Genomic DNA, 20,890 nt, shown 5'->3' with positions numbered 1-20,890 from the left:
AGAAACCGCAGAGGAACCCGATGTCTCCGTCCTTCAACCTGCTCGACGTCCTCCTGGCCGTCGTGCTCCTGGGCTACCTCTTCTACGGGTTCAGCCGCGGCTTCTTCAACTCCCTGTTCTCCCTGGCCGGGCTCGTGCTCGGCGGGGTGGCGGCGTTCTCGGCCGCCCCGTGGGTGAGCGCGCAGGTGGACCCGCAGTACCGCGTGGGCGCCGTGCTCGCCACGGTCCTGGTCCTGCTGGTGGCGGGGCAGATGCTGGGCGGGCTGCTGGGCCGCGCCCTGTCCGCCGTGACCGAGCGCATGCGCCTGGGCGCGCTCAACCGGATCGCCGGGGCGGCCCTCGACGTGGCCGTCGCCGCGCTCGTGCTCTCGCTGCTCGCCTCGCTCGTCGGCCAGCTGGGCATCCCGGCCGTGTCCCAGCAGGTGGCGTCCTCGACCGTGCTGCGCACGATCGACGAGCACACCCCGGGACCGGTGCGCGCCGCGGTGACCGAGGCCCGGGACGCCGTGGGCGGGGCCACCGGCATCCGTCAGCTCGACGAGCTGCTCTTCCCCGCCGAGGAGGCCCCCGACGAGAGCACGAGCACGCCCGCGCTGCAGGCGGCCGGGCAGTCCGTGGTGCAGGTCTACGGCATGGCGGTGGAGTGCCGCCAGAACCAGACCGGCTCGGGCTTCGTGACCGACGCCGGGCAGGTGGTGACCAACGCGCACGTGGTGGCCGGGGTGGACGAGCCGGTGGTGCAGACCCGGGACGGGCAGGTGCACGCCGCCGCCGTCGTCCACTACGACCCGGGCTCCGACCTCGCCGTCCTCTCCGCGCCGTCCCTGCCGCTGGCCGCGCTGCCGCTCGGGGCGGACCCCGCGGCCGGGGACTCGGTCGCCTTCATGGGCTACCCCCTGGGCGGGCCGTTCGCCGCCGGGCCCGCCACCGTGCAGGGCACCGCGCTCGCGCCCGTGGAGGGGACCGGTGGGACGATGGAGATCATCCAGCTGGCCGGTCAGGTGCAGCAGGGCAACTCCGGCGGCCCGCTCGTGGCGCAGGACGGCTCCGTCGTCGGCGTCGTCTTCGCCAAGGCCCTCGAGGGGCAGGTCGGCTACGCCCTCACCCTGGACGAGCTGCGCGGGGCGCTGGGCGCCGCCGCGGGCGCCACCCAGGCCGTGGACTCCGGCTCCTGCGCCGCCTGAGCGGCTACCCCTCCAGGGTCCGCAGCAGGTGCTCGACCGCCATCTCGTAGCCGAAGGCCCCCGCCCCGGCGATCACCACGTCCGCCTGCAGGGACACGTAGGACGTGTGCCGGAACGCCTCGCGCCGGTGCACGTTGGACAGGTGCACCTCCACCACGGGCAGCTCCGCCGCCTCGAGCGCGTCGTGGATCGCGATCGAGTAGTGCGTGAAGGCCGCGGGGTTGATCACGATCGCCGCGCCCTCCGTGCGGGCCTCCTGGATCCGGTCCACCAGGACGCCCTCGTGGTTGGACTGGTGGAACTCGACGTCCCACCCGCCCGCGGCGGCCCGGGCGCGCACGGCCTCCTCGATGTCCGCGAGCGTCGTGGTGCCGTACACCTCCGGGCGCCGGACGCCGAGCAGGTTGAGGTTCGGGCCGTTGAGGACGTAGATCGGTCTGCGCGTGCTGGTCATGCCCGCATCCTCTCACTCCGGCGCTGCGGCGTCCGGGCGCCGCCCCCGGACGCCGCAGCGCCCCCTCGCACGGCAGGGGCGAGGGGGCGCTGCGGAGCTGGGGGCGCGGACTACTTGGCGAGCGAGTCCACGATCTGCTGCATCACGGTCTGGTCCGCGAGGGTCGAGACGTCGCCGACCTCCCGGTCCTCCGCCACGTCCTTGAGCAGCCGGCGCATGATCTTCCCGGACCGGGTCTTGGGCAGCTCGGGGACGATGAGCACCTTCTTGGGCTTGGCGATCGGGGAGATCTCCTTGCCCACGTGGGCCCGCATCTCCTCGGCCAGCTCGGCCTTGTCCCGGCCCTCGGCGTCGGCCTGGTCGGAGAGGATGACGAATGCGATCACGGCCTGGCCGGTGGTCTCGTCCGTGGCGCCCACCACCGCGGCCTCGGCCACGGACGGGTGGGACACGAGCGCGGACTCGATCTCCGGGGTGGACAGGCGGTGGCCGGAGACGTTCATGACGTCGTCGACGCGGCCGAGGATCCACACGTCCCCGTCGGCGTCGCGCTTGGCGCCGTCGCCGGCGAAGTACATCTCGCCGAACCGGGACCAGTACGTGTCCACGTAGCGGTCGTCGTCGCCCCAGATGGTCCGCAGCATCGCGGGCCACGGCTCGCGCAGCACCAGGAAGCCCGAGGTCTCGTTGGGCACGGACTGCCCGGTGTCGTCCACGACGTCGACCTTGATGCCGGGGATCGGCACCTGCGCGGAGCCCGGCTTGGCGGTCGTCACGCCCGGCAGCTGGGAGATCATGATGGCGCCGGTCTCGGTCTGCCACCAGGTGTCGACGATCGGGCAGCGGCCGCCGCCGATGACCCGGTGGAACCAGGTCCACGCCTCGGGGTTGATGGCCTCGCCCACGGTGCCGAGCACCCGCAGGGACGAGAGGTCGTACTCCGCCGGGATCTCCTCGCCCCACTTCATCATGGTGCGGATCGCGGTGGGGGAGGTGTACATGATCGTCACACCGTACTTCTGCACGATCTCCCAGAACCGGCCGCGGTGCGGGGAGTCCGGGGTGCCCTCGTAGATCACCTGGGTGGAGCCGTTGACCAGGGGGGCGTAGGCGACGTAGGAGTGGCCGGTGACCCACCCGACGTCGGCGGTGCACCAGTAGACGTCCGTCTCCGGCTTGAGGTCGAAGACGTTCTTGTGGGTGAACGCACCCTGGGTGAGGTAGCCGCCCGTGGTGTGCATGATGCCCTTGGGCTTGCCGGTGGTCCCGGAGGTGTAGAGGATGAACAGCGGGTCCTCGGCGCCCTGCTCGGACGGGGTGTGCTCCGGGGAAGCGGCCTCGACGGCGTCGTGCCACCACACGTCCCGGCCCTCGGTCATCTCGATGTCGGCCTCGTTGCGGCGGACCACGAGGACGTGCTCCACGGTGGCGCCGCCGCGGGAGAGGGCGTCGTCGACGGCCGGCTTGAGCATGGAGGGCTTGCCGCGGCGGAAGGTCCCGTCCGCGGTGACCACGAGCTTCGCCTCGCCGTCCTCGACGCGCGAGCGCAGCGCGTCGGCGGAGAACCCGCCGAAGACCACGGAGTGGATCGCGCCGATGCGGGCGCAGGCCAGCATCGCGATGACCGCCTCGGCGATCATCGGCAGGTAGAGGGCCACGCGGTCGCCCTTGGTCACGCCGAGGCTCTCCATGGCGTTGGCGGCCTTCGACACCTCGTCCTTGAGCTGGGCGTAGGTGTAGCTGCGGCTGTCGCCGGGCTCGCCCTCGAAGTGGATGGCGACCCGGTCCCCGTTGCCGGCCTCCACGTGGCGGTCCACGGCGTTGTAGCACGCGTTGAGGGTGCCGTCCTGGAACCACTTGGCGAACGGGGGGTTCGACCAGTCGAGGACCTCGGTGAACTCCTTGTTCCAGGTCAGCAGCTCCCGTGCCTGGCGGCCCCAGAAGTCGACGCCCTCCTCCTCCGCCTGGCGGTAGAGCTCGGCGGTGGCATTGGCCTGGGCCGCGAACTCCGGGCTCGGGGCGAAGGTCCTGCCCTCGGCGGACGTGGTCTCTGAAGCCATGTGGTCTTCCCTTCTCGTCGCACACCGCGCACGGACCCCCGGCGGCACCGGACGTCCGTGTCACAGCTCACATAGTGTCGTTTTCACCCTAGACGATCGGTGCACCCGGTTCCACAGGGGCCACGCCGCACCGAGTCACGGAACCCCTCCGGGCGCGCCGCCTAGAATCGGGGCATGGTCCCGACTGCCGTGCCCCGCCCGCCCGCCCATCTGCGCGTCGTGGACCCCGCGAAGGCGCGCGCCGGCGCCGCACGGCGCCGCCGGACGGGCTCCCCCGAGTCCCCGCTGGCGCTCAAGCGGCGGGCCCGCCGGATCAACGCGGTGCTCGCGGAGGCCTACCCGTACGCGGTCGCCGAGCTGGACTTCCGCTCCCCGTACGAGCTGCTCGTGGCCACGGTGCTCTCCGCCCAGACCACCGACGTGCGCGTGAACGCGACCACGCCGCGGCTCTTCGCCGCCTGTCCCACGCCGCGGGCGCTCGCCGAGGCGGACGAGGCCGAGATCCAGGAGATCATCCGCCCGCTCGGCTTCTACCGGGCCAAGACCCGGGCCATCCGGACCCTGGCCCAGAAGATCGTGGACGACCACGACGGCGAGGTGCCCGGGCGGCTGGAGGACCTCGTCACCCTGCCCGGCGTGGGCCGCAAGACCGCCAATGTGGTGCTCGGCAACGCCTTCGGGATCCCCGGGATCACCGTGGACACCCACTTCGGCCGGCTCGCCCGCCGCTTCGGCTGGACCGCGGAGGAGGACCCGGTCAAGGTCGAGCGGGACGTCGCCGCCCTGTTCGCGCCCCGCGACTGGACCGACCTGTCCCAGCGGCTCGTCTACCACGGGCGGCGCATCTGCCACTCCCGGCGGCCCGCGTGCGGGGTGTGCCCCGTCGCGGACCTGTGCCCGTCCTACGGCGAGGGCCCCACGGACACCGCCCAGGCGGCGGCCCTGCTCAAGTACGAGTTCGCCCCGGGCCGGGAGGAGCTGCTGGAGCTGTTCCTCGCCGGGCGCAGCCGGGCCCAGCTGCAGGCCGACGGCTGGCCCCTGAGCTCGTGAGCGGCACCGACCACCGACGACGCGACCACCGAGGAGGACGGCCCGTGGGCGACGCCTACCAGGACCTGCTGCGCGTGGCCCGCAGCGGCCGGCAGCTGCGGATGGAGGACCGCGAGCCGTGGCGGATCGGGCAGATCGACGAGAACTACCGCCGCTCGGCCGTGCTCATCCTCTTCGGCGCGCTCGACGACCTGCCCTCGCGCGCCGCCGAGCACGCGGAGGGCGTGGGCCGGGACCTCGACGTCCTCCTGGTCCAGCGGGCCGCGACGCTGCGCTCCCACCCCGGCCAGGTCGCCTTCCCGGGCGGGCGCCTGGACCCCGAGGACGGGGACCTGCACGAGGTGCTGTCCGTGCCCGGCGGCGAGGTCAGCGCCGCCCACGTGCGCGCGGCCGTCCGCGAGGCAGAGGAGGAGACCGGGCTGGACCCGCACGGGGTGGAGGTGCTCGGCGCCCTGGCCCCGGTGCCCCTGCCGGTCTCCAACCACCTCGTCACCCCGGTGCTGGGCTGGTGGCGGGACGTCTCGCCGGTGGACGTCGTGGACCACGCCGAGTCCTCCCTCGTGTTCCGCGTCCCCGTGCTGGATCTCATCGACCCGGCCAACCGGCACTCCGCGACCGTCACGCGCGGCCGGCAGACCTACCGCTCGCCCGCCTTCACGGTCCCCGTGCCCGGCACCGCGTCCACCGTGACCGTCTGGGGGTTCACCGGAGTGCTCCTGGACCGGGTGCTCACGGCGCTGGGCTGGGCCGTGCCCTGGGACACCGGCCGGGACCTGCCCGCACCGCTGTAGCACGCCCGGGGGCATGACGCCGCCCCGGGCGCAACATTGCCGGCGCCGCGGCAAGCGGACTTACCATTCCAGGGTCCCCCGTGCCCACGACCCCCCGAGGAGGCTCCCGGTGGCCTCGCCCCCGCCCGGCCCCGAGCGGCCCCGGCTCGCCGAGCAGCTCAGCGCCGCGCGCCGCCGCCGCGGCCTGTCGGTCCGGGCGCTCGCGGCCTCCTGCCGGCTGCCGGCCAGCACCATCCAGGGCTGGCTCAGCGGGGCGCACCTGCCCGGCCCGGCCCTGCGCGAGGAGTTCACGGCCCTGCTGGACGCCCTCGGGCTGACGGACGAGCGCCCCGCGGAGCTGTGGTGGGAGGACGTCAACCGTTCCCGCACCCCGGTCAGGCCGGACTCCACCCCGTACGTGGGCCTGCGCTCCTACCGCCCCGAGGACGAGACGCACTTCTTCGGCCGGACCGCCGAGGTCGCCGTGCTCGGCGAGCGGGTGGTGCGGCTGGCGGACGCCGGCGGGCCCCGCATCCTGGCCGTGGTGGGAGCCTCCGGCGCGGGCAAGTCCTCGCTGCTGGGCGCCGGGCTCCTCGGCCGGCTGCGGGCCGAGGGCGGGCCCCTGCACGGGTGGAGCGCCGTGGCCACGACCCCGGGCCTCGACCCGGTGCGCCGGCTCGAGGACGCCGTCGCGGCGGCTCCGGACCTGCTCGTCGTCGACCAGCTGGAGGAGCTCTGGACGGGCGCCCGGGAGGCCGAGGAGCCCGGGCGGTTCCTGGACCGGCTCGCCGCGGCGAGCCGGGACCGGGTGGTCGTGGTCGGCCTGCGGGCGGACTTCTTCGGCACCGCGAGCCGGCACGCCGAGCTGCGCACCGCCCTGGAGCGCCCGGTGCTGCTCGGCGCGCTGACCCGCGAGCAGCTGGAACGGATCGTGGTGGGCCCCGCCGAGGCCGTCGGCGCCCGCGTCTCCCCGGACCTGGTCGGGGTGATCCTGCGGGACGTCGCCCCCCGCGGCACGGAGGCCGGCGTGGGCCTGCTGCCGATGCTCTCCCAGGCGATGCTCGGCACCTGGGAGCACGCCCGCACCCGCGAGCTGACGGTGGCCGACTACCACGCGGCGGGCGGCATCACGGAGGCCGTGGACCGGCGGGCCGAGGAGGTGCACGCCCGGCTGGGCCCGCGCGAGCGGGAGGTGGCCCGCGCGGTGTTCCTGCGGTTGGTGCGCGTGGTCGGCACCGGGACCTCCGCCACGGTCGTGCGCACCCCGGTGCTCCGGGAGGAGCTGCCGGAGGGCGGGGCGGCCGTGGTCGAGGAGTTCGCCCGCGCCCGGCTGCTGACCATCGACCGGGACGAGATCCAGCTCAGCCACGAGGCCCTGCTGGACCACTGGTCCCGGCTCAGCCGCTGGATCGAGGACAGCCGCCGCGACCTCTACGTCCGCCAGCAGCTGCAGCGGGCCACCCAGATGTGGCTCGCCAACGACCGCGACCCCCTCGCCCTGATCCCGCTGGGCCAGCTCGCCTCCTTCCGGGACTGGACCGGGGACCCGCGCCAGCAGGCGCTCCTGAGCCCGGCCGAGCGCGAGTACCTGGCGGAGAGCGAGCGCCACTACGAGGACGCGCTGGAGCGGCAGAAGCGCAGTGCCCGGGAGATCGAGCGGCGCGGCCACGTGGCCCTCGTCCTGCTCGCCCTGGCCGTCTGCGCGGCCGTGGTGGCCGGGGCGCTGGGCGTCCGTGCGGAGCGCTTCCAGACCGTCGCGGAGACCGCCCGCGACGAGGCGCTCTCCCGCCAGACCGCGCTGGAGGCCTCCCGGATCCGGGGCGAGTCGCCCAACCTCGCCTCGCAGCTGAGCCTCGCGGCCTACCGGATGGCCCCCACCCGGGAGGGCACCTCGGCCCTGATCGACGCCACCGCGGTGAACGCCCCGGAGCGGTGGCTCGGCCCGGACGGCGCGTCCCGGCTCGCGGCGCTGGACGACGGCTCCGTCGTCGCGCGCGCCGCCGGGGACGGCCTGCTGTCCGTGTGGCGGGACAGCGACCGGCTCGCCGAGAACCGGGAGGACCTCGCCGTGGTCGACGGCGCCCCCGGACTGAGCGACGTGGACCTCCTGGCGGTGGACGGGCGGGTGCTCGCGGCGGTGGGCGGGCTCGGGCACGTGAGCCTGTGGGACGTCACCGGGGCGCCGGCCCGGCGGCTGGCCGGGCTCGACGTGGGGGCGGGGACACCGGTCAACGCGGTCGTCCTCTCGCCCGACGGACGGCAGCTGCTGGCCGGGGGGCGGGGCGAGGTGCTGCGCTGGTCGATCGAGGACCCCGGGGCCCCCGCGCCGCTGCCGGCCCTGGCGCTGGGGGAGGACGCAGACGTCCTGGCCCTGGCGGCCGCCCCCGACGGAACGGTCTACGCGGGCGGGACGTCCGGGGAGATCACCCGGTACGCCACCGACGGCGCCCGCGCGCAGCGCCTCGACCCGGTCCCGACCGGGCGGGTCGTCCGGGCCCTGGACCTCGCCGACGACGGCGCGCGCCTCGCCGCCGGGCTGAGCGCCCGCGAGCTGCGCCTCTACGACGTCGAGGGGGAGCGGGTCTCCCGCTCCGGGACGCTCACGGACTTCGGCAGCTGGATCAGCGACGTCTCCTTCACCCCGGACGGCGAGGCCGTCGTGGCCGCCAGCTTCGACCAGAACGCCTACGTGCACCGGCTCTCCGACCTCGCCCGCATCGACTCCCTCCCCACCGCCGCCCGGGTCACCAGCGCGCTGCGCGTGGGCGAGCGGGTGCTCACCACCTCCCAGGACGGCACCACCCGCGCATGGGACCGGCGCGGGCCCGTCATCCACCGGCAGGGCGAGCCCGTGTACCAGCTCTCCGTGGACCGGCAGCACACCGTGCTGAGCGCCGTCGGCGTCGGCCCCGACGTCGTGTCCCTCTTCGACCTCTCGGGCGAGGACCCCCGGCCGCTGCCGCCCCCGGAGGCCCCGCCCGGGGAGACCCTCTGGTACGCGGGGGCCGTGGCCCCCGACGCGTCGCTCATCGCGGGGGGCACCGAGGACGGGGACGTCCTCGTGTGGCCCCTGGACGGGGGCCGCCCGGAGGAGCCGGAGCGCGCCGCGGCCATCGAGGCGGGCATCACGGGCGCCGACGTCACGACGAACGCCGGCACGATCGCGGCGTGGTCCGAGGTGGGCTCCGAGATCGCCCTCCTGCGCCGCGGCCCCGAGGCGCCGCTCCGGCGGGTGGCCACGATCCCCGTCCCCGGCTCGGAGGCCGCCCGGTTCGACGCGGACGGCACCCTGTTCGCCGCGGCGGACGACACCAACGGCGTGGAGCTGTGGGACGTGTCCGACCCCGCCGCCCCGCGGCGGGCCGCGGGGCTGGCCCTCGACTCCGTGGCCACCTCGATCGCGTTCTCCCCGGTGGCCGACCTCCTGGCCGTGGGCACGGAGGCGGGCCGGGTGCGGCTCTGGGACGTCGCGGACCCGTCCGACCCCCACCCCGTGGGCGAGACCTCGGACGCCCTGTCCTCCGTCAAGGGCCTGCAGTTCTCCGCGGACGGCACCCTGCTGGCCGGGGCCTCCGGCGACAAGTTCGTGTGGATGTGGACCGTGGGCGCCGCGGACCTCGACGTCTACGCGGCCCTGTCCGCCTCCGGCGACCGGATGAACGACGTGCGGTTCGTGGGGGACCGGCTGGTCGCCACCGGCGACGACGGCGTGGTGCGCAGCTGGCTGGTCCGGGCCGAGGACGCGGTCGAGGCGGTCTGCGCCAACCGGGGCGACCCGATCACGGAGGACGAGTGGCGCCGGCACGTGACGGGCGCCCCCTACCGGGACCTGTGCTGAGGCCCCTGCTGTGACCTGGGCCGGGGCGGCCTACTTGGCGTCCGCGTAGGACTCCACCACGGCCACGCTGACGGGGAACTCCACCGGGATCCGCCCGAACACCAGCCGGGCCGCCCGCTCCGCGCACTCGCGGACCAGCTCGGCGGCCCGCTCGGCGTCCTCCCGCGCGCAGTGCAGCACGACCTCGTCGTGCAGGAAGAACACGAGCTCGGCGTCGACCGCCTCCCGCGCCAGCGCCGAGCGGATGGCGCCCATCCAGCACACGGCCCACTCGGCGGCCGTGCCCTGGACCACGAAGTTGCGGGTGAAGCGGCCCTGCCCGCGGGCCATCGCCCCGGCGCGCCGCTCGGCCTCCTCGGTGGCGGTGTCCCGCTGCGTCGCGTCCCACGCCGGGCCCGGCAGCGGGGACCAGCGGCCCAGGTGCGTGCGGACCTGTCCGCCCGTCTCGCCCACCCGGGCGGCCTGCTCCACGTAGTCCACGGCGCGGGGGAACATCCGCGCGAGGTGCGGCATGAGCCGGCCCGACTGGCCCGTGGTGGCCCCGTACATCGCGCCCAGCATGGCCACCTTCGCCTGGGGGCGCTCGGTCAGCTCCGAGCCCCGCTCCTCGCCGAGGTCGGCGATGGCCTGGTAGAGGTCCCTGCCGCGGGACGCGGCGGCCAGGGCGTCGTCGTGGGCCAGCGCCGCCAGCACGCGCGGCTCGAGCTGGGCCGCGTCCGCCACCACGAGCACGCGCCCGGGATCCGCCCGCACGGCGTCCCGCACCACGTGCGGGATCTGCAGGGCGCCCCCGCCGCGGGCCGACCAGCGGCCGGTGACCACCCCGCCCACCACGTACTCCGGGCGGAAGCGGCCGTCCCGCACCCACGTGGCCAGCCAGTGCCACCCGTTGGCGCTGAGCAGCCGCGCCTGCTTCTTGTGCTCCAGGACGGGCTCGATCAGGGCCTGGCGCCGGGCCGCCAGGCCGGGCACGGCCCGCGCCCACTCGACGAGCTCCCACTGCCGGGTGCTCGTCACGTCGATCCCCGCCGCCCGCATCGCCTTGAGCAGCTCCTGCGGGGAGTCCGGGTTCAGCCCCGGCGCGTGCAGCGTCTCCCGCAGCCGGGCCACGGTCTCCTCCATCCGCGGGGGGCGCTCCCCGGGCGCCGGCTCGGGGCCCAGGGCGTCCTCCAGCAGGGCCCGGTGGACGTCCTCCCGCCAGGGCACCCCGGCGTGCTGCATCTCCGCGGCGATCAGCGCGCCCTGGGACTCCGCGGCCAGCAGCAGGGTCAGCCGGCGGGCGTCCACCGCGCCGGCCACCGCGGCGAGCTGTGCCCGCAGCTCGGCGACCAGCACGGCCGCGTCGGGACCCGTGGCGCGGGGGAGGTCGAACAGGCTCGACTGGTCCTCGGCGGGGGACGGCGGCGGGAGCAGCCCGGGCGCCTCGTCGGCGGGCAGCGGCGGCAGCACCGGTTCGTAGGGCAGCGGGCCGTCGGCGCCGGACCCGTGGGCGGTGGCGGCCGTGGCGAGGATCGCCTGGCACAGCCGCAGGTCGTGGCAGCGCTCCACCCGGACGCCGGCGGCCAGCAGCTGCGGGTAGACGGCGCCCGTTCGCTCCCAGGTCCAGCGCGGCGGCGTGGACCCGGCGCGCCGGGCGGCCTCCTCGCGGTCGGCGACGAACGCGGCCAGCTCCCCGGCGGGCACGTCGACGCCGGGCCCGTCCGGGTCCCCGGAGCCCGTCAGGTCCTGGACCCGGTGCCCGCCCCGGCCGTCCTGTGCTGGTCCCACCACGATGTGCATCCGGCCATTGTCCTGCACGGGTCCGTCACGCTACGCCGGTGCCCGGACTGCACACGCCCGCGGGGCCGCCGGAAGCCCGCCGCCCGTCCACACCGGCGCCCCCGCCGGGCCGGCCCGGTGCCGCCCGCCCGGACAGTGGGGCCATGAGCACCGCCGCCCACCTCTCCGCCCCGGCCCCGCCGCATCCGGGCACCGCGGTCCGCGCGCGCACCGTGCGCCTCGTCAGCGAGGACGCCGGGCTGCGCGCCACGGTCGAGCGCGTCTGCGCGGCCGCCGGCGCCGACCTGCTGGCCGATCCGCCCGGCGCGGCGGCGGCCACCGCGCCGGGCACGCTCGCGGACACCGAGCTCGTGGACGTGCGCCACGCCGTGCGGGGGCGGGTCCGTCCGGGCACGGTGCTCGTGGGCCGGCCCGAGGACCCCGGGATCTGGGACCGGGCGGCCGACCTCGGCGGCTGCGCCGTGGCCGTGCTGCCCGACGCCGCCGGATGGCTCGCCGACCTGCTCACCGCCCGGCCCGGCGGCCCCGCCGGTCCCGGCGGCACGGGCCGGGTGCTGGGCGTGCTGGGCGCCGTGGGCGGGGCCGGCACGTCCACGCTGGCGTGCTGGCTCGCCGACCGCGCCGCGCACGAGGACCGGCCGGCCGTCCTCGTGGACGCGGACCGCGCCGGCTGCGGCATCGACGTCCTGCTGGGCCTCGAGGACCAGGACGGTCTGCGCTGGCCGGACCTGCTCCGGATCGCCGGGACGGTGCACGCCGAGCAGCTGTGGCCGGCCATGGCCCGGACCGGACAGCTGCGCTGGCTCTCCTGGGACCGCTCCCAGCCGGACGGAGCCGCCGCGCCGTACGCCGGCGTGCTCGAGGCGCTGCGCCGGGCGGCCGCCCTCGTCGTCGTGGACCTGGGCCGGGCGGGGGCGGGCACGGCGGACACCGCGGCCCTGTGCGACGAGGTCCTCGTGCTCACGCCCCGGACGGTGCGCGGCGTGCTGGCCGCGCGGTGGGCCGCCGGTTCCCTGGCGGGCGCCAGTGCCCGCCTGGTGCCGGCCGGGCTCAACGTGGCCGACGTGGACGACGCCCTCGCCGCCGCCACGACCGGTCTGCCCGTCGCCGGCTCCCTGCGCTTCTCCGGCGCGGTGCCGGAGGCCGCCGAGACGGGCCGGCTGCTCGAGGCGGGCCGCTCCCGGCGGCTCGCCCGGGACGTGGCGGGCCTGCTCGAGGCCGTGGGGGCCGCCCCGTGAGCGCCGCGCTGCCGGCCGCCCTGCTCGACGACGTGCGGGACCGGCTGCTGGCCGCCCCCGGGCCGGTCACGGACACCGACATCGCCGCGGCCGTGCGCGCGAGCGGCCGGGTGCTCGGGGCCGCCGGCACCCTGCGGGCGGTGCAGGCCGTGCGCGCCGAGCTGACCGGTCTCGGTCCGCTCGAGCCGCTGCTGCCGCACCGGGGTCTCACCGACGTCTACGTCAACGGGCCGGACCAGGTCTGGCTCGAGACCGAGGCCGGGGTGCGCCGCGTCCCGTCCCCCTTCCGCACCGACGCCGAGGTGCGCGCCCTGGCCGTGCGCCTGGTCACCGCCGCAGGACGCCGCCTCGACGCCGCCCACCCGTGCGTGGACGTCCAGACGGCCGCCGGCTACCGGGTGCACGCCGTCCTCCCGCCGATCTCCACGGGCGGGACCCTGCTCTCCGTCCGCTTCCGCAGCACGAGGACCCTGTCCCTGCAGGACCTCGTGGCGGCGGGGACCGTCCACCCCGGCACCGCCGAGCTCCTCGTGGGCGCCGTGCGCTCGGGCGCCAACTTCCTGGTCAGCGGCGCCACCGGGGCGGGGAAGACGACCGTCCTCAACGCCCTGCTCTCCTGCTCCCCGGCGCACGAGCGGATCGTGCTCATCGAGGACGCCGCCGAGCTTCGGCCCGAGCACCCCCACGTGGTCGGTCTCCAGGCGCGGCACGCCAACACCGAGGGCGCGGGCAGCATCGACCTGGCGGAGCTCGTCCGGCAGGCCCTGCGGATGCGGCCCGACCGGCTCGTGGTGGGCGAGTGCCGCGGCGCCGAGGTGCGCGAGCTCCTCACGGCCCTGAACACCGGCCACGCGGGGGCGGGCACCGTGCACGCCAACTCCGCCGAGGCGGTCCCCGCCCGGCTCTCGGCCCTGGGCGCCCTGGCCGGGATGAGCCGGGAGGCCGTGACGCTGCAGGCCGCGAGCGCCCTGGACCTGGTCGTCCACGTGGCCCGGGCGGGCGGGCGCCGAGAGATCCGGGCGGTGTCCCTGCTCGAGGACCGGGCCGGCGCCCTCGTCTCCGTGCCCGCGGCGGTCCGGTCCCACGACGGCGTGCGCCGCGGCCCGGGCTGGGACGGGCTGTGCGCCCTGCTCGACCACCGGCCCGACCGAACGCCCGGCGACGCGTCCGACCGCTCGCCCGACCGTTCGCCCCACCCCGGCGGGGACCTCGCGGGAGGCCGGCCGTGAGCACGGTCCTCGTCCTCTGCCTCGCCCTCTGCCTGTGCCTCGCCGGGGGCGCCGCGGTGCTGGTCGCGGGTCCGGGCCACCGCGTCCGGTCGGCCGCGAGGGCGGGCGCCGGCACCGTCGTCCCGGTCCGGTGGTGGGCCCGGTTCGCCCGGGACGCCGAGACGGAGGCCGCCGAGTGGATCGCGCTGCTGCGCCGGCTCGCGGCGCTGCTGGAGGCGGGCCGGTCCCCGGCGGCCGCGTTCGAGGGAGCGGGGCCCGGGGGCCGCGCCGCCCGCACGGGCACCGGCCGGCACCTCGAACTGCTGTGCACGTCCGTGGCGGCCGCCGCCCGCCTGGGGCTGAGCGTCTCGACCGCCCTGGCGGGGGTGCCGGCCCCGGAGCTGGGCCACCGCGCGCTGGAGCGGCGGGCCGTCGCCACCACCGCCGAGCTCTCCCTGTGCTGGGAGGTCTCCGAGCGCACCGGCGCGCCCCTCGCCGCCCTGCTCGGCGGCCTCGCCGACGCCCTCGAGGCGGAGCTCGACGCCGAGGCCGCACGCGGCACCGCCCTGGCCGGCCCCCGCTCCACCGTCCGGATCCTGACCTGGCTCCCGGTGCTCGGCATCGGACTGGGCATGCTCATGGGCGTCGACCCGCTGCGCACGCTGCTCACCACCCCGTGGGGGCTGGCCGCCCTCGTGGCCGGCGCTGCGCTCACGGGCCTCGGCCGGGTGTGGACGCGCACCCTGATCAGCCGCGCCGAGGCGGTGGGTGCGCGATGACCGCCCTCGCAGCGCCCGCCGCCGGGCTGCTCCTGGTGGCGGCCGTGGCGCTGGCGGCGCTCCCGTCCCGAGCCCGGCTGCCGGGAACGCCCCGTCCGGCCGCGGCCCGCCGCCGCCCGCCGGGACCGCACGTCTCCGCCGGCGTCCTCGTGGAGCTCACCGCCGCCATGCTGGACGCCGGTCTGCCGCTCGCGGAGGCCGTGGCGGTGCTGGGCGGGTGCCGGACGGACGCCAACGGCGCCGCCCTCGAAGGCGTGGGCTCCCGGCTGCGGCTCGGGCTGCCCTGGCACACGGCGTGGACCTCGGCGGGCGAGCTGCCCACGCACCTGGCCGACTACCGCGAGGCGCTCACGTTCACCGCGACGTCCGGGGCGCCGTCGGCCCGGAGCCTGCGCTCGCAGGCCGCCCAGGTCCGGCGTGCCGCCTACCGGCGGGCCGAGCGCGCCGCGGAGTCGCTGTCCGTCCAGCTCGTGCTGCCCCTGGGCCTGTGCTCCCTGCCGGCCTTCGTCTGCTGGGGCGTCCTGCCGGTCGTGATGGGGCTCGTGCCCGAGGTGTTCGGATGACCCGCCGCGCCCGGAGCCGCGGGCCCCCGGCCGCCGGGGCGTTCCCCGTCCGCCCCTGCGCCCTCGAGGACCGGCCCGGCGCCGCTGCGCTGCGCCGTCCGCCGTCCTCCGGCGGGCCCTGCCGCCCGTCCGGCACCGGCTCGGCGAGTGCTGCTCGCCCAGTGCTGCCCGGCCCGTGCTGCCCGGCCAGTGCCGGCCGTCCGGCACCTGCTCACCCCGCACCAGTTCGCTCCGCACCGAAAGGAACCATCATGTCCCAGCACCAGATCACCGCCTCCCGTCCCGCCCGGAAGCGCCGCAGCCCCTCCGGGCCCGGCCTGGAGGTCGCCGCCGGGGGCCGCCCGGTCGCACCGTCCGCCCGCCGGGCCACCGGCGCCCCGCCCCGCCCGCTCGTCCGGGCCGGGGACCCGGACCTCGGTGCGACCACCGTGGAGTACGCCATGGTCGTGCTCGCCGCGGCGGCCTTCGGCGGGGTCATGGCCGCGGTCCTCTCCTCCGGCCAGGTGCGCGAGCTCCTGACCGCGATCATCGAGAAGGCGCTCGGCGTCTGAGCGGCTGCTCCCGCGGGGTCCGTGGTGCCGTCCCCGGCGCCGCGGACCCCGCGGGAGCGTCCTCCCCGTCCGTCCTGGCCGCCGGTCCCAGCAACCCGAGCCGCCGTGCGCCCTGCCCGTGAGGAGTCCACCATGCCCGCCCACCGCCCCCGATGCTCATCCCGTGGTCGGTCTCGTCCGCCGTCCCGACCCCGTTCCCGTGCTTCCCGGTGGCGTGTCGGTTCCCGCCTCCGTCCGTGGTCGCCGCGCGGCCCCAGGTCCCGGTCCGCGCCGCGGCCGGTGCCGCCGGACCGCGGCGCCGTCACCGCCGAGACGGCCGTGCTGCTGCCCGCCCTCGTGCTGCTCCTGGCCGTGCTCCTCGCGGCCGCCGCGGCCGGGATGACCCTGATCCGCTACGAGGAGGCCGCGCGGGCCTCGGCCCGGGCCGCCGCCCGCGGCGAGAGCGCCGCCGTGGTCCGCTCCACGGCGCTGCGCGTGGCCGGGGAGGACGCCGCGATCCGCCTGGGCGGGAACGCGGGGACGGCCACGGTCACCGTCACCGGCCCCGCCCCCGGCATCCTCGGGACCTGGGGCGGCTGGGAGCTGCGCGCGGACGCCTCCGCCGAGACGGAGGGGGCCGGAGCGGCCGATGGGCACGGTGGCTGAGCCCGCGGTGCCGGGCATCCCGGGGCGGCCCGACCGCTGTCCGGACCGCGACGGCGACCGGGGGAGCGGCACCGTGCACGCGCTGACGCTCACCCTGGTGCTCGGCGTGCTGCTGGTGGCCGTGCTGCTGCTGGCCCAGGCGGGGATCGCGACCCACCGTGCCGGCAAGGCCGCCGACCTCGCGGCGCTCGCCGCCGCCGACACCGCCCGGGGCCTCGTGGCCGGCGACCCGTGCGGCGCCGCCGAGCGCGTGGCCCGGGACAACGGGGCACGGCTCGAGCGGTGCGCGCTCGTGGAGCCGGAGCGGGTCGTCGTGGACGTGCGCACCGCCGTGGCCCTGGACGGGCCGCTCGCCCGCTTCGGGGCCGCCCGCGGCGTGTCCCGGGCCGGGCCCCCGGAGGCCGCCCGTGCGCCGTGAGGACTCAGGCGCGGGGGGCGTCGTGCAGCACCGCGTCGATCAGCCGCACGGCGCCGGCCTTGTCCAGCGGGTTGTTGCGGTTGCCGCACTTCGGCGACTGCACGCAGGACGGGCACCCGTGCTCGCACTCGCACGAGGAGATCGCCTCCCGGGTGGCGCCCAGCCACGCGACGGCCGTGGCGTAGCCGCGCTCCGCGAACCCCGCCCCGCCCGGGTGGCCGTCGTAGACGAACACTGTGGGCAGCTCCGTGTCGGCGTGCAGCGCGGTCGAGAGCCCGCCCACGTCCCAGCGGTCGCACGAGGCCACGAGCGGCAGCAGGCCGATCGCGGCGTGCTCGGCCGCGTGCAGCGCCCCGGGGACGTCGGGTTCCTCGATCCCCGCGCCGGTCAGCACGGGGCCCGGCACGGTGAACCACACGGACTTCGTGAACAGGTCGCGGGCCGCGAGGTCCAGGGGCTCCTCGCCCAGCACCTCGTTGGAGATCACGGCCTTGCGCTGGAACGAGACCACCTTCGTGGTGACCTGCACCTGGCCGAAGTGGACGGTCACCGGCCCCCAGCGCTCCGAGCGCTCCTCGGCGACCACGCTCACCTGCGTGATGTCCCGCGCGGTGGTGTAGAAGTCGGGGTTCGCCCGCGTCACGGCGGCCACCGAGCCCGCCTCGTCGAGCTCGTCCACGATGTAGGTCCGGCCCTGGTGCACGTACACGGCCCCCGGGTGGGCCTGGTAGTGGGACTGGGGGGAGTCCATCGTGCCGAGCACCGCGCCGGTGTCCGTCTCGATGATCCGGATCGGCCCGCCGCCGTCCGAGCGCAGCGACACCATCCCGGCCGCGGACTGGGGGTGCGTCCAGAACCAGCCGTTCGGCCGGCGGCGCAGGTGCCCGCTGGCCACGAGCGAGCCGAGCACCTCCGGCGCGGTGGGCCCGAAGCTGTCGATCTCCTCCGCGCGCAGCGGCTGCTCGGCCGCGGCCGCGCACAGGTGCGGGGCCAGCACGTAGGGGTTGGAGGGGTCGAACACCGTGGCCTCGATGTCGACGTCGAAGATCGCCTCCGGATGGTTCACGAGGTACGTGTCGAGGGGGTCGTCGCCCGCCACGAAGGCGGCCAGGGCCTCCTGGCCGGCCCGGCCCGCCCGGCCGATCTGCTGGAAGAAGGACGCCCGGGTGCCGGGCCATCCGGCCACGACCACGGCGTCCAGCCCGGCCACGTCGATGCCGAGCTCGAGCGCGGACGTGCTCGCGATCCCGAGCAGCCGCCCGTCCCGCAGCGCCTCCTCGAGCTCCCGGCGCTCCTCGGGGAGGAACCCGGAGCGGTAGGCCGCCACCCGGTGGGCCAGCGAGGGGTCGACCTCCTCCAGCTGCCGGTGGGCGATCTGGGCGATCGTTTCCGCGCCGCGGCGGGACTTGATGAACGCGATGGTGCGGACCTGGCGGAGCACCAGGTCGGTGAGCATGTCGGCGGTCTCGGCCAGGGCGGTGCGGCGCACCGGGGCGTCGTTCTCGCCGCCGCCGTCGGTCTGCTCCGGCTCCCAGAGCACCACGGTGACCGGTCCGTGCGGGGAGAAGTCCGTGGTCACCGGCGTCACCTCGGCCTCGGGGACGCCGACGAGGCGGGCGAAGGAGGCGTGCGGCTCGAAGGAGGTCGCGGACGCCCCGATGAAGACGGGGTCCGCGCCGTAGAGACGGCAGATCCGGCGCAGCCGCCGCATGAGGTTGGCCACGTGCGAGCCGAAGACACCCCGGTAGGAGTGGGCCTCGTCCACCACGACGTACTTCAGGCGGCGGAAGAACCGGGACCAGCGCGCGTGGTTGGGCAGCACCCCGTAGTGCAGCATGTCCGGGTTGCACAGCACCACGTCGGCGTGGTCCCGGACCCACCGGCGCTCCGCTGGGTCGGTGTCGCCGTCGTAGGTCGCGGCGCGCAGGGTCGGCAGGCCGAGGGCGTCCAGGCCCTTGAGCTGGTCGGCGGCCAGGGCCTTGGTGGGGGACAGGTAGAGGGCCGTGGCCTCGTCCGGGTGGTGGATCATGCCCGGGTTCGCCAGCGCCGCGAGCCGGCCGCGGTGCACGGCGTCGGCCACGGGCGCCTGGTAGGCGAGGGACTTCCCGGACGCGGTCCCCGTGGCGACCACCACGTGCCGGGGGGCCAGCACCGCCTGGACCTGGTGCAGGTACGGCGCGTGCACGCCGAGCCGTTCCCAGGCCGCGACCACGTCCGGGTGCAGGTGCTCGGGCCACGGGACCGTCACGGCGTCCCGGTCGGGGATCTCCCGGACGTGCCGCACCTGCTCCGGCGCGTCGCCGCGGCCGAGCAGGGGGATCAGGGAGACGTGGTCGGAGGACGGCACCGGTTCATTGTGCCACCGCCGCCCCGGCGGCCCCACCGGCGGGGCGGCCGCCGGGAGCCGCCAGGGCAAAGGCGCTCGGTGCTGTCCCGGCGGCTCCGTGCGGCGCCGCGGCGCGGTGGCGCCCTGCCGCTGCGGCGCGTCTCAGCCCTGCGTGTCCGCGCCCCGGGTCCGCCGGTGCACGCGGGCCTCCCACGGCCGCAGCAGCCCCTCGTCGCCGGGGACCACGCCGTCGGGGCGGTTGCCGATCAGCAGCTCGGCGCCGGCCCAGCCCTCGGGCAGTTCGGTGCGGACCTCCTCGCCCGAGACGTTGGCGAGCACCAGCAGCTCGACGTCCCCGAGCCGCCGGGTGAAGGCGTAGAGCTGCTCGTGGTGGGGGGCCAGCATGGTGAAGTCGCCCAGGGCGACCACGGGCTCGGTGTGCCGCAGCTCGATGAGTCGCCGGTAGTGGTGGAACACCGAGTGCGGCTCGGCCCGGGCGGCCTCGGCGTTGACCTCGTCGTGGTTCGGGTTGACCGCGATCCACGGGGTGCCGGTGGTGAACCCGGCGTTCGCGCCCGCGGTCCACTGGACCGGGGTGCGGGCGTTGTCCCGGCTCGACCAGCGCAGTCCGCGCAGCACCCCGGCGGGGTCCGCGCCGGCGGCCACGGCGTGGCGGTAGTGGTTGACCGACTCGATGTCGCGGAAGTCCTCGATCGTCTCGAACGGTGCGTTGGTCATGCCCAGCTCCTCGCCCTGGTACACGTAGGGCGTGCCGCGGTGCAGGTGCAGCAGGGTGGCCAGGCAGGTCGCGGAGGCCACCCGGTGCTCGGGGCTGTCGTCGCCGAAGCGGGAGACCGCGCGGGGCTGGTCGTGGTTGTTCCAGTACAGGGAGTTCCAGCCGACCTCCTCCAGGCCCTCCTGCCAGCGGCCCAGCGAGGCCTTCAGGTCCGTCAGGCGCAGCGGCTCGGGGTCGAACTTCCCGCCGGGCCCGTGGTCGAGGCCCACGTGCTCGAACTGGAAGACCATGTCCACCTCGGCGCGGGCCGGATCGGTGAAGAGCTGGGCCTGCTCCACGGTGACGCCGGGCATCTCGCCCACCGTGATGAGCTCGGCGTCCCGGCCGGCGAAGACCTCGCGGTGCATCTCCTGGAGGAACTCGTGGATCCGGGGACCGCACAGGTAGGACGCGGAGCCGTCGCCCCAGGGCGTCCCGTCCACCGGGGGCCCGTCGTGCAGGTGGCCGTCCTCGGCGACGTCCTTGCTGATCATGTTGATGACGTCCATGCGGAAGCCGTCCACGCCGCGGTCCAGCCACCAGCGCATCATGGCGTGGACGGCCTGCCGCACCTCGGGGTTCTCCCAGTTCAGGTCCGGCTGCTTGCGGGAGAACAGGTGCAGGTAGTACTCCCCGGAGGCCTCGTCCAGCTCCCACGTGGAACCCGAGAAGAAGCTCTGCCAGTTCGTCGGCTCCGCGCCCGGCGCGCCGGCCTCCATCCCCCGGCGGGGAGCGCGCCACCAGTACCAGTCCCGTTTCGGCGAGTCCGGCGAGGAGCGGGACTCGACGAACCACGGGTGCTCGTCGGAGGTGTGGTTGACCACGAGGTCCATCACCAGTTTCATGCCGCGGGCGTGCACCGCCCCGAGCAGCTCGTCGAACTGCTCGAGGGTGCCGAAGACCGGGTCGATGTCCTGGTAGTCGCTGATGTCGTAGCCGTTGTCGTCCTGCGGGGAGGAGTAGATCGGGGACAGCCAGACGACGTCCACGCCCAGGTCCTGCAGGTGGTCGAGGTGGGCGATGATGCCCCCGAGGTCGCCGATCCCGTCGCCGTCGGAGTCCGCGAAGGAGCGGGGGTAAATCTGGTAGACGACCGCGTCGGTCCACCACGCGGGGGTCTCCCCGGCGCCGCTGCCGGTGCCGGGCCGCTGCGCGGTGATGTCCTGCTGCTGGGTGCGGGTGCTCATTCGGCTGCTCCTCGGGTGACGCCGCTGACGACCGCCCGTCGGCAGGCAACGGCCCCCGGCGTGGC

General features: G+C 76.3%; 16 protein-coding genes. 11 read left to right on the top strand and 5 right to left on the bottom strand.

The genetic code is table 11. The annotated features are described in order from the left end of the window. The first annotated feature begins 20 nt into the window (after positions 1–20). Positions 21–1,184: a MarP family serine protease gene (locus tag H488_RS23270; RefSeq protein ID WP_017832518.1), complete on the top strand. Its 1,164-nt coding sequence runs from the start codon at positions 21–23 to the stop codon at positions 1,182–1,184. A gap of 4 nt (positions 1,185–1,188) precedes the next feature. Here the strand turns inward: H488_RS23270 and aroQ are convergent, their stop codons facing one another. Both aroQ and acs read right to left on the bottom strand, forming a co-directional pair. Beyond that, on the bottom strand, positions 1,189–1,638 hold the full coding sequence (gene aroQ, locus H488_RS23265; RefSeq protein ID WP_017832517.1) for a type II 3-dehydroquinate dehydratase: 450 nt from the start codon (positions 1,636–1,638) through the stop codon (positions 1,189–1,191). 110 nt (positions 1,639–1,748) lie between these two features. Beyond that, complete coding sequence (acs, locus tag H488_RS23260; protein ID WP_017832516.1) at positions 1,749–3,698, bottom strand: acetate--CoA ligase; 1,950 nt, start codon at positions 3,696–3,698, stop codon at positions 1,749–1,751. A 174-nt stretch (positions 3,699–3,872) separates the two neighbouring features. On the opposite strand from acs, the gene nth reads away from it, so the two are divergent. The 3 genes from nth (at position 3,873) to H488_RS23245 (ending at position 9,356) form a co-directional block, all read left to right on the top strand. Further along, positions 3,873–4,748 carry an endonuclease III gene (nth, locus tag H488_RS23255; protein WP_017832515.1) on the top strand — a complete coding sequence of 292 codons (876 nt, stop codon included), beginning with the start codon at positions 3,873–3,875 and terminating at the stop codon, positions 4,746–4,748. Between the two features lie 101 nt (positions 4,749–4,849). Next, positions 4,850–5,539, top strand: coding sequence for an NUDIX hydrolase (locus H488_RS23250; protein WP_081615713.1), 690 nt, complete (start codon positions 4,850–4,852; stop codon positions 5,537–5,539). 109 nt (positions 5,540–5,648) lie between these two features. Beyond that, positions 5,649–9,356 (top strand): nSTAND1 domain-containing NTPase, encoded by a 3,708-nt coding sequence (locus H488_RS23245; RefSeq protein WP_017832513.1) that lies wholly within the window; start codon positions 5,649–5,651, stop codon positions 9,354–9,356. A 30-nt stretch (positions 9,357–9,386) separates the two neighbouring features. Here H488_RS23245 and H488_RS23240 read toward each other — a convergent pair whose 3' ends face one another. Next, on the bottom strand, positions 9,387–11,135 hold the full coding sequence (locus H488_RS23240; RefSeq protein WP_017832512.1) for a bifunctional 3'-5' exonuclease/DNA polymerase: 1,749 nt from the start codon (positions 11,133–11,135) through the stop codon (positions 9,387–9,389). Between the two features lie 143 nt (positions 11,136–11,278). Here H488_RS23240 and ssd point away from each other — a divergent pair, with 143 nt between their 5' ends. The 7 genes from ssd to H488_RS23205 all read left to right on the top strand — a co-directional run bounded on the left by ssd (position 11,279) and on the right by H488_RS23205 (position 16,537). Further along, positions 11,279–12,373 (top strand): septum site-determining protein Ssd, encoded by a 1,095-nt coding sequence (ssd, locus tag H488_RS23235; RefSeq protein ID WP_017832511.1) that lies wholly within the window; start codon positions 11,279–11,281, stop codon positions 12,371–12,373. Next, on the top strand, positions 12,370–13,602 hold the full coding sequence (locus tag H488_RS23230; protein ID WP_017832510.1) for a TadA family conjugal transfer-associated ATPase: 1,233 nt from the start codon (positions 12,370–12,372) through the stop codon (positions 13,600–13,602). The genes ssd and H488_RS23230 overlap by 4 nt, the downstream gene beginning before the upstream one ends. Next, positions 13,599–14,360 (top strand): type II secretion system F family protein, encoded by a 762-nt coding sequence (locus tag H488_RS23225; protein ID WP_017832509.1) that lies wholly within the window; start codon positions 13,599–13,601, stop codon positions 14,358–14,360. The genes H488_RS23230 and H488_RS23225 overlap by 4 nt, the downstream gene beginning before the upstream one ends. After that, complete coding sequence (locus tag H488_RS23220) at positions 14,357–14,923, top strand: type II secretion system F family protein (RefSeq protein WP_017832508.1); 567 nt, start codon at positions 14,357–14,359, stop codon at positions 14,921–14,923. The genes H488_RS23225 and H488_RS23220 overlap by 4 nt, the downstream gene beginning before the upstream one ends. Positions 14,924–15,174: 251 nt before the next feature. After that, positions 15,175–15,474 carry a DUF4244 domain-containing protein gene (locus H488_RS37625; protein ID WP_017832507.1) on the top strand — a complete coding sequence of 100 codons (300 nt, stop codon included), beginning with the start codon at positions 15,175–15,177 and terminating at the stop codon, positions 15,472–15,474. 279 nt (positions 15,475–15,753) lie between these two features. Beyond that, entirely contained in the window at positions 15,754–16,119 is a 366-nt protein-coding gene (locus H488_RS23210) for a TadE family type IV pilus minor pilin (protein ID WP_017832506.1), read from the top strand. Continuing rightward, entirely contained in the window at positions 16,112–16,537 is a 426-nt protein-coding gene (locus H488_RS23205; protein ID WP_306413690.1) for an Rv3654c family TadE-like protein, read from the top strand. Before H488_RS23210 ends, H488_RS23205 begins: the two co-directional genes overlap by 8 nt. A gap of 4 nt (positions 16,538–16,541) precedes the next feature. On the opposite strand, the gene H488_RS23200 is transcribed toward H488_RS23205, so the two are convergent. Then, positions 16,542–18,884 (bottom strand): DEAD/DEAH box helicase, encoded by a 2,343-nt coding sequence (locus H488_RS23200; RefSeq protein ID WP_017832504.1) that lies wholly within the window; start codon positions 18,882–18,884, stop codon positions 16,542–16,544. 141 nt (positions 18,885–19,025) lie between these two features. Continuing rightward, positions 19,026–20,825: a glycoside hydrolase family 13 protein gene (locus H488_RS23195; protein WP_017832503.1), complete on the bottom strand. Its 1,800-nt coding sequence runs from the start codon at positions 20,823–20,825 to the stop codon at positions 19,026–19,028. Positions 20,826–20,890: the final 65 nt, after the last annotated feature.

The organism is Kocuria sp. UCD-OTCP (assembly GCF_000349605.1).
Taxonomy (GTDB): Bacteria; Actinomycetota; Actinomycetes; order Actinomycetales; family Micrococcaceae; genus Kocuria; species Kocuria rosea.
The sequence above is the reverse complement of the archived record's forward strand: the minus strand, read 5'-3'. Positions and strand labels throughout refer to the sequence as shown.

What these genes read in the sequence shown, in the direction of transcription:
- H488_RS23270 (WP_017832518.1), top strand. Translation starts at nt 21, where the DNA reads ATGTCTCCGTCCTTCAACCTGCTCGACGTCCTCCTGGCCGTCGTGCTC.
- aroQ (WP_017832517.1), bottom strand. Translation starts at nt 1,638, where the DNA reads ATGACCAGCACGCGCAGACCGATCTACGTCCTCAACGGCCCGAACCTC.
- acs (WP_017832516.1), bottom strand. Translation starts at nt 3,698, where the DNA reads ATGGCTTCAGAGACCACGTCCGCCGAGGGCAGGACCTTCGCCCCGAGC.
- nth (WP_017832515.1), top strand. Translation starts at nt 3,873, where the DNA reads ATGGTCCCGACTGCCGTGCCCCGCCCGCCCGCCCATCTGCGCGTCGTG.
- H488_RS23250 (WP_081615713.1), top strand. Translation starts at nt 4,850, where the DNA reads ATGGAGGACCGCGAGCCGTGGCGGATCGGGCAGATCGACGAGAACTAC.
- H488_RS23240 (WP_017832512.1), bottom strand. Translation starts at nt 11,135, where the DNA reads ATGCACATCGTGGTGGGACCAGCACAGGACGGCCGGGGCGGGCACCGG.
- ssd (WP_017832511.1), top strand. Translation starts at nt 11,279, where the DNA reads ATGAGCACCGCCGCCCACCTCTCCGCCCCGGCCCCGCCGCATCCGGGC.
- H488_RS23220 (WP_017832508.1), top strand. Translation starts at nt 14,357, where the DNA reads ATGACCGCCCTCGCAGCGCCCGCCGCCGGGCTGCTCCTGGTGGCGGCC.
- H488_RS37625 (WP_017832507.1), top strand. Translation starts at nt 15,175, where the DNA reads ATGTCCCAGCACCAGATCACCGCCTCCCGTCCCGCCCGGAAGCGCCGC.
- H488_RS23195 (WP_017832503.1), bottom strand. Translation starts at nt 20,825, where the DNA reads ATGAGCACCCGCACCCAGCAGCAGGACATCACCGCGCAGCGGCCCGGC.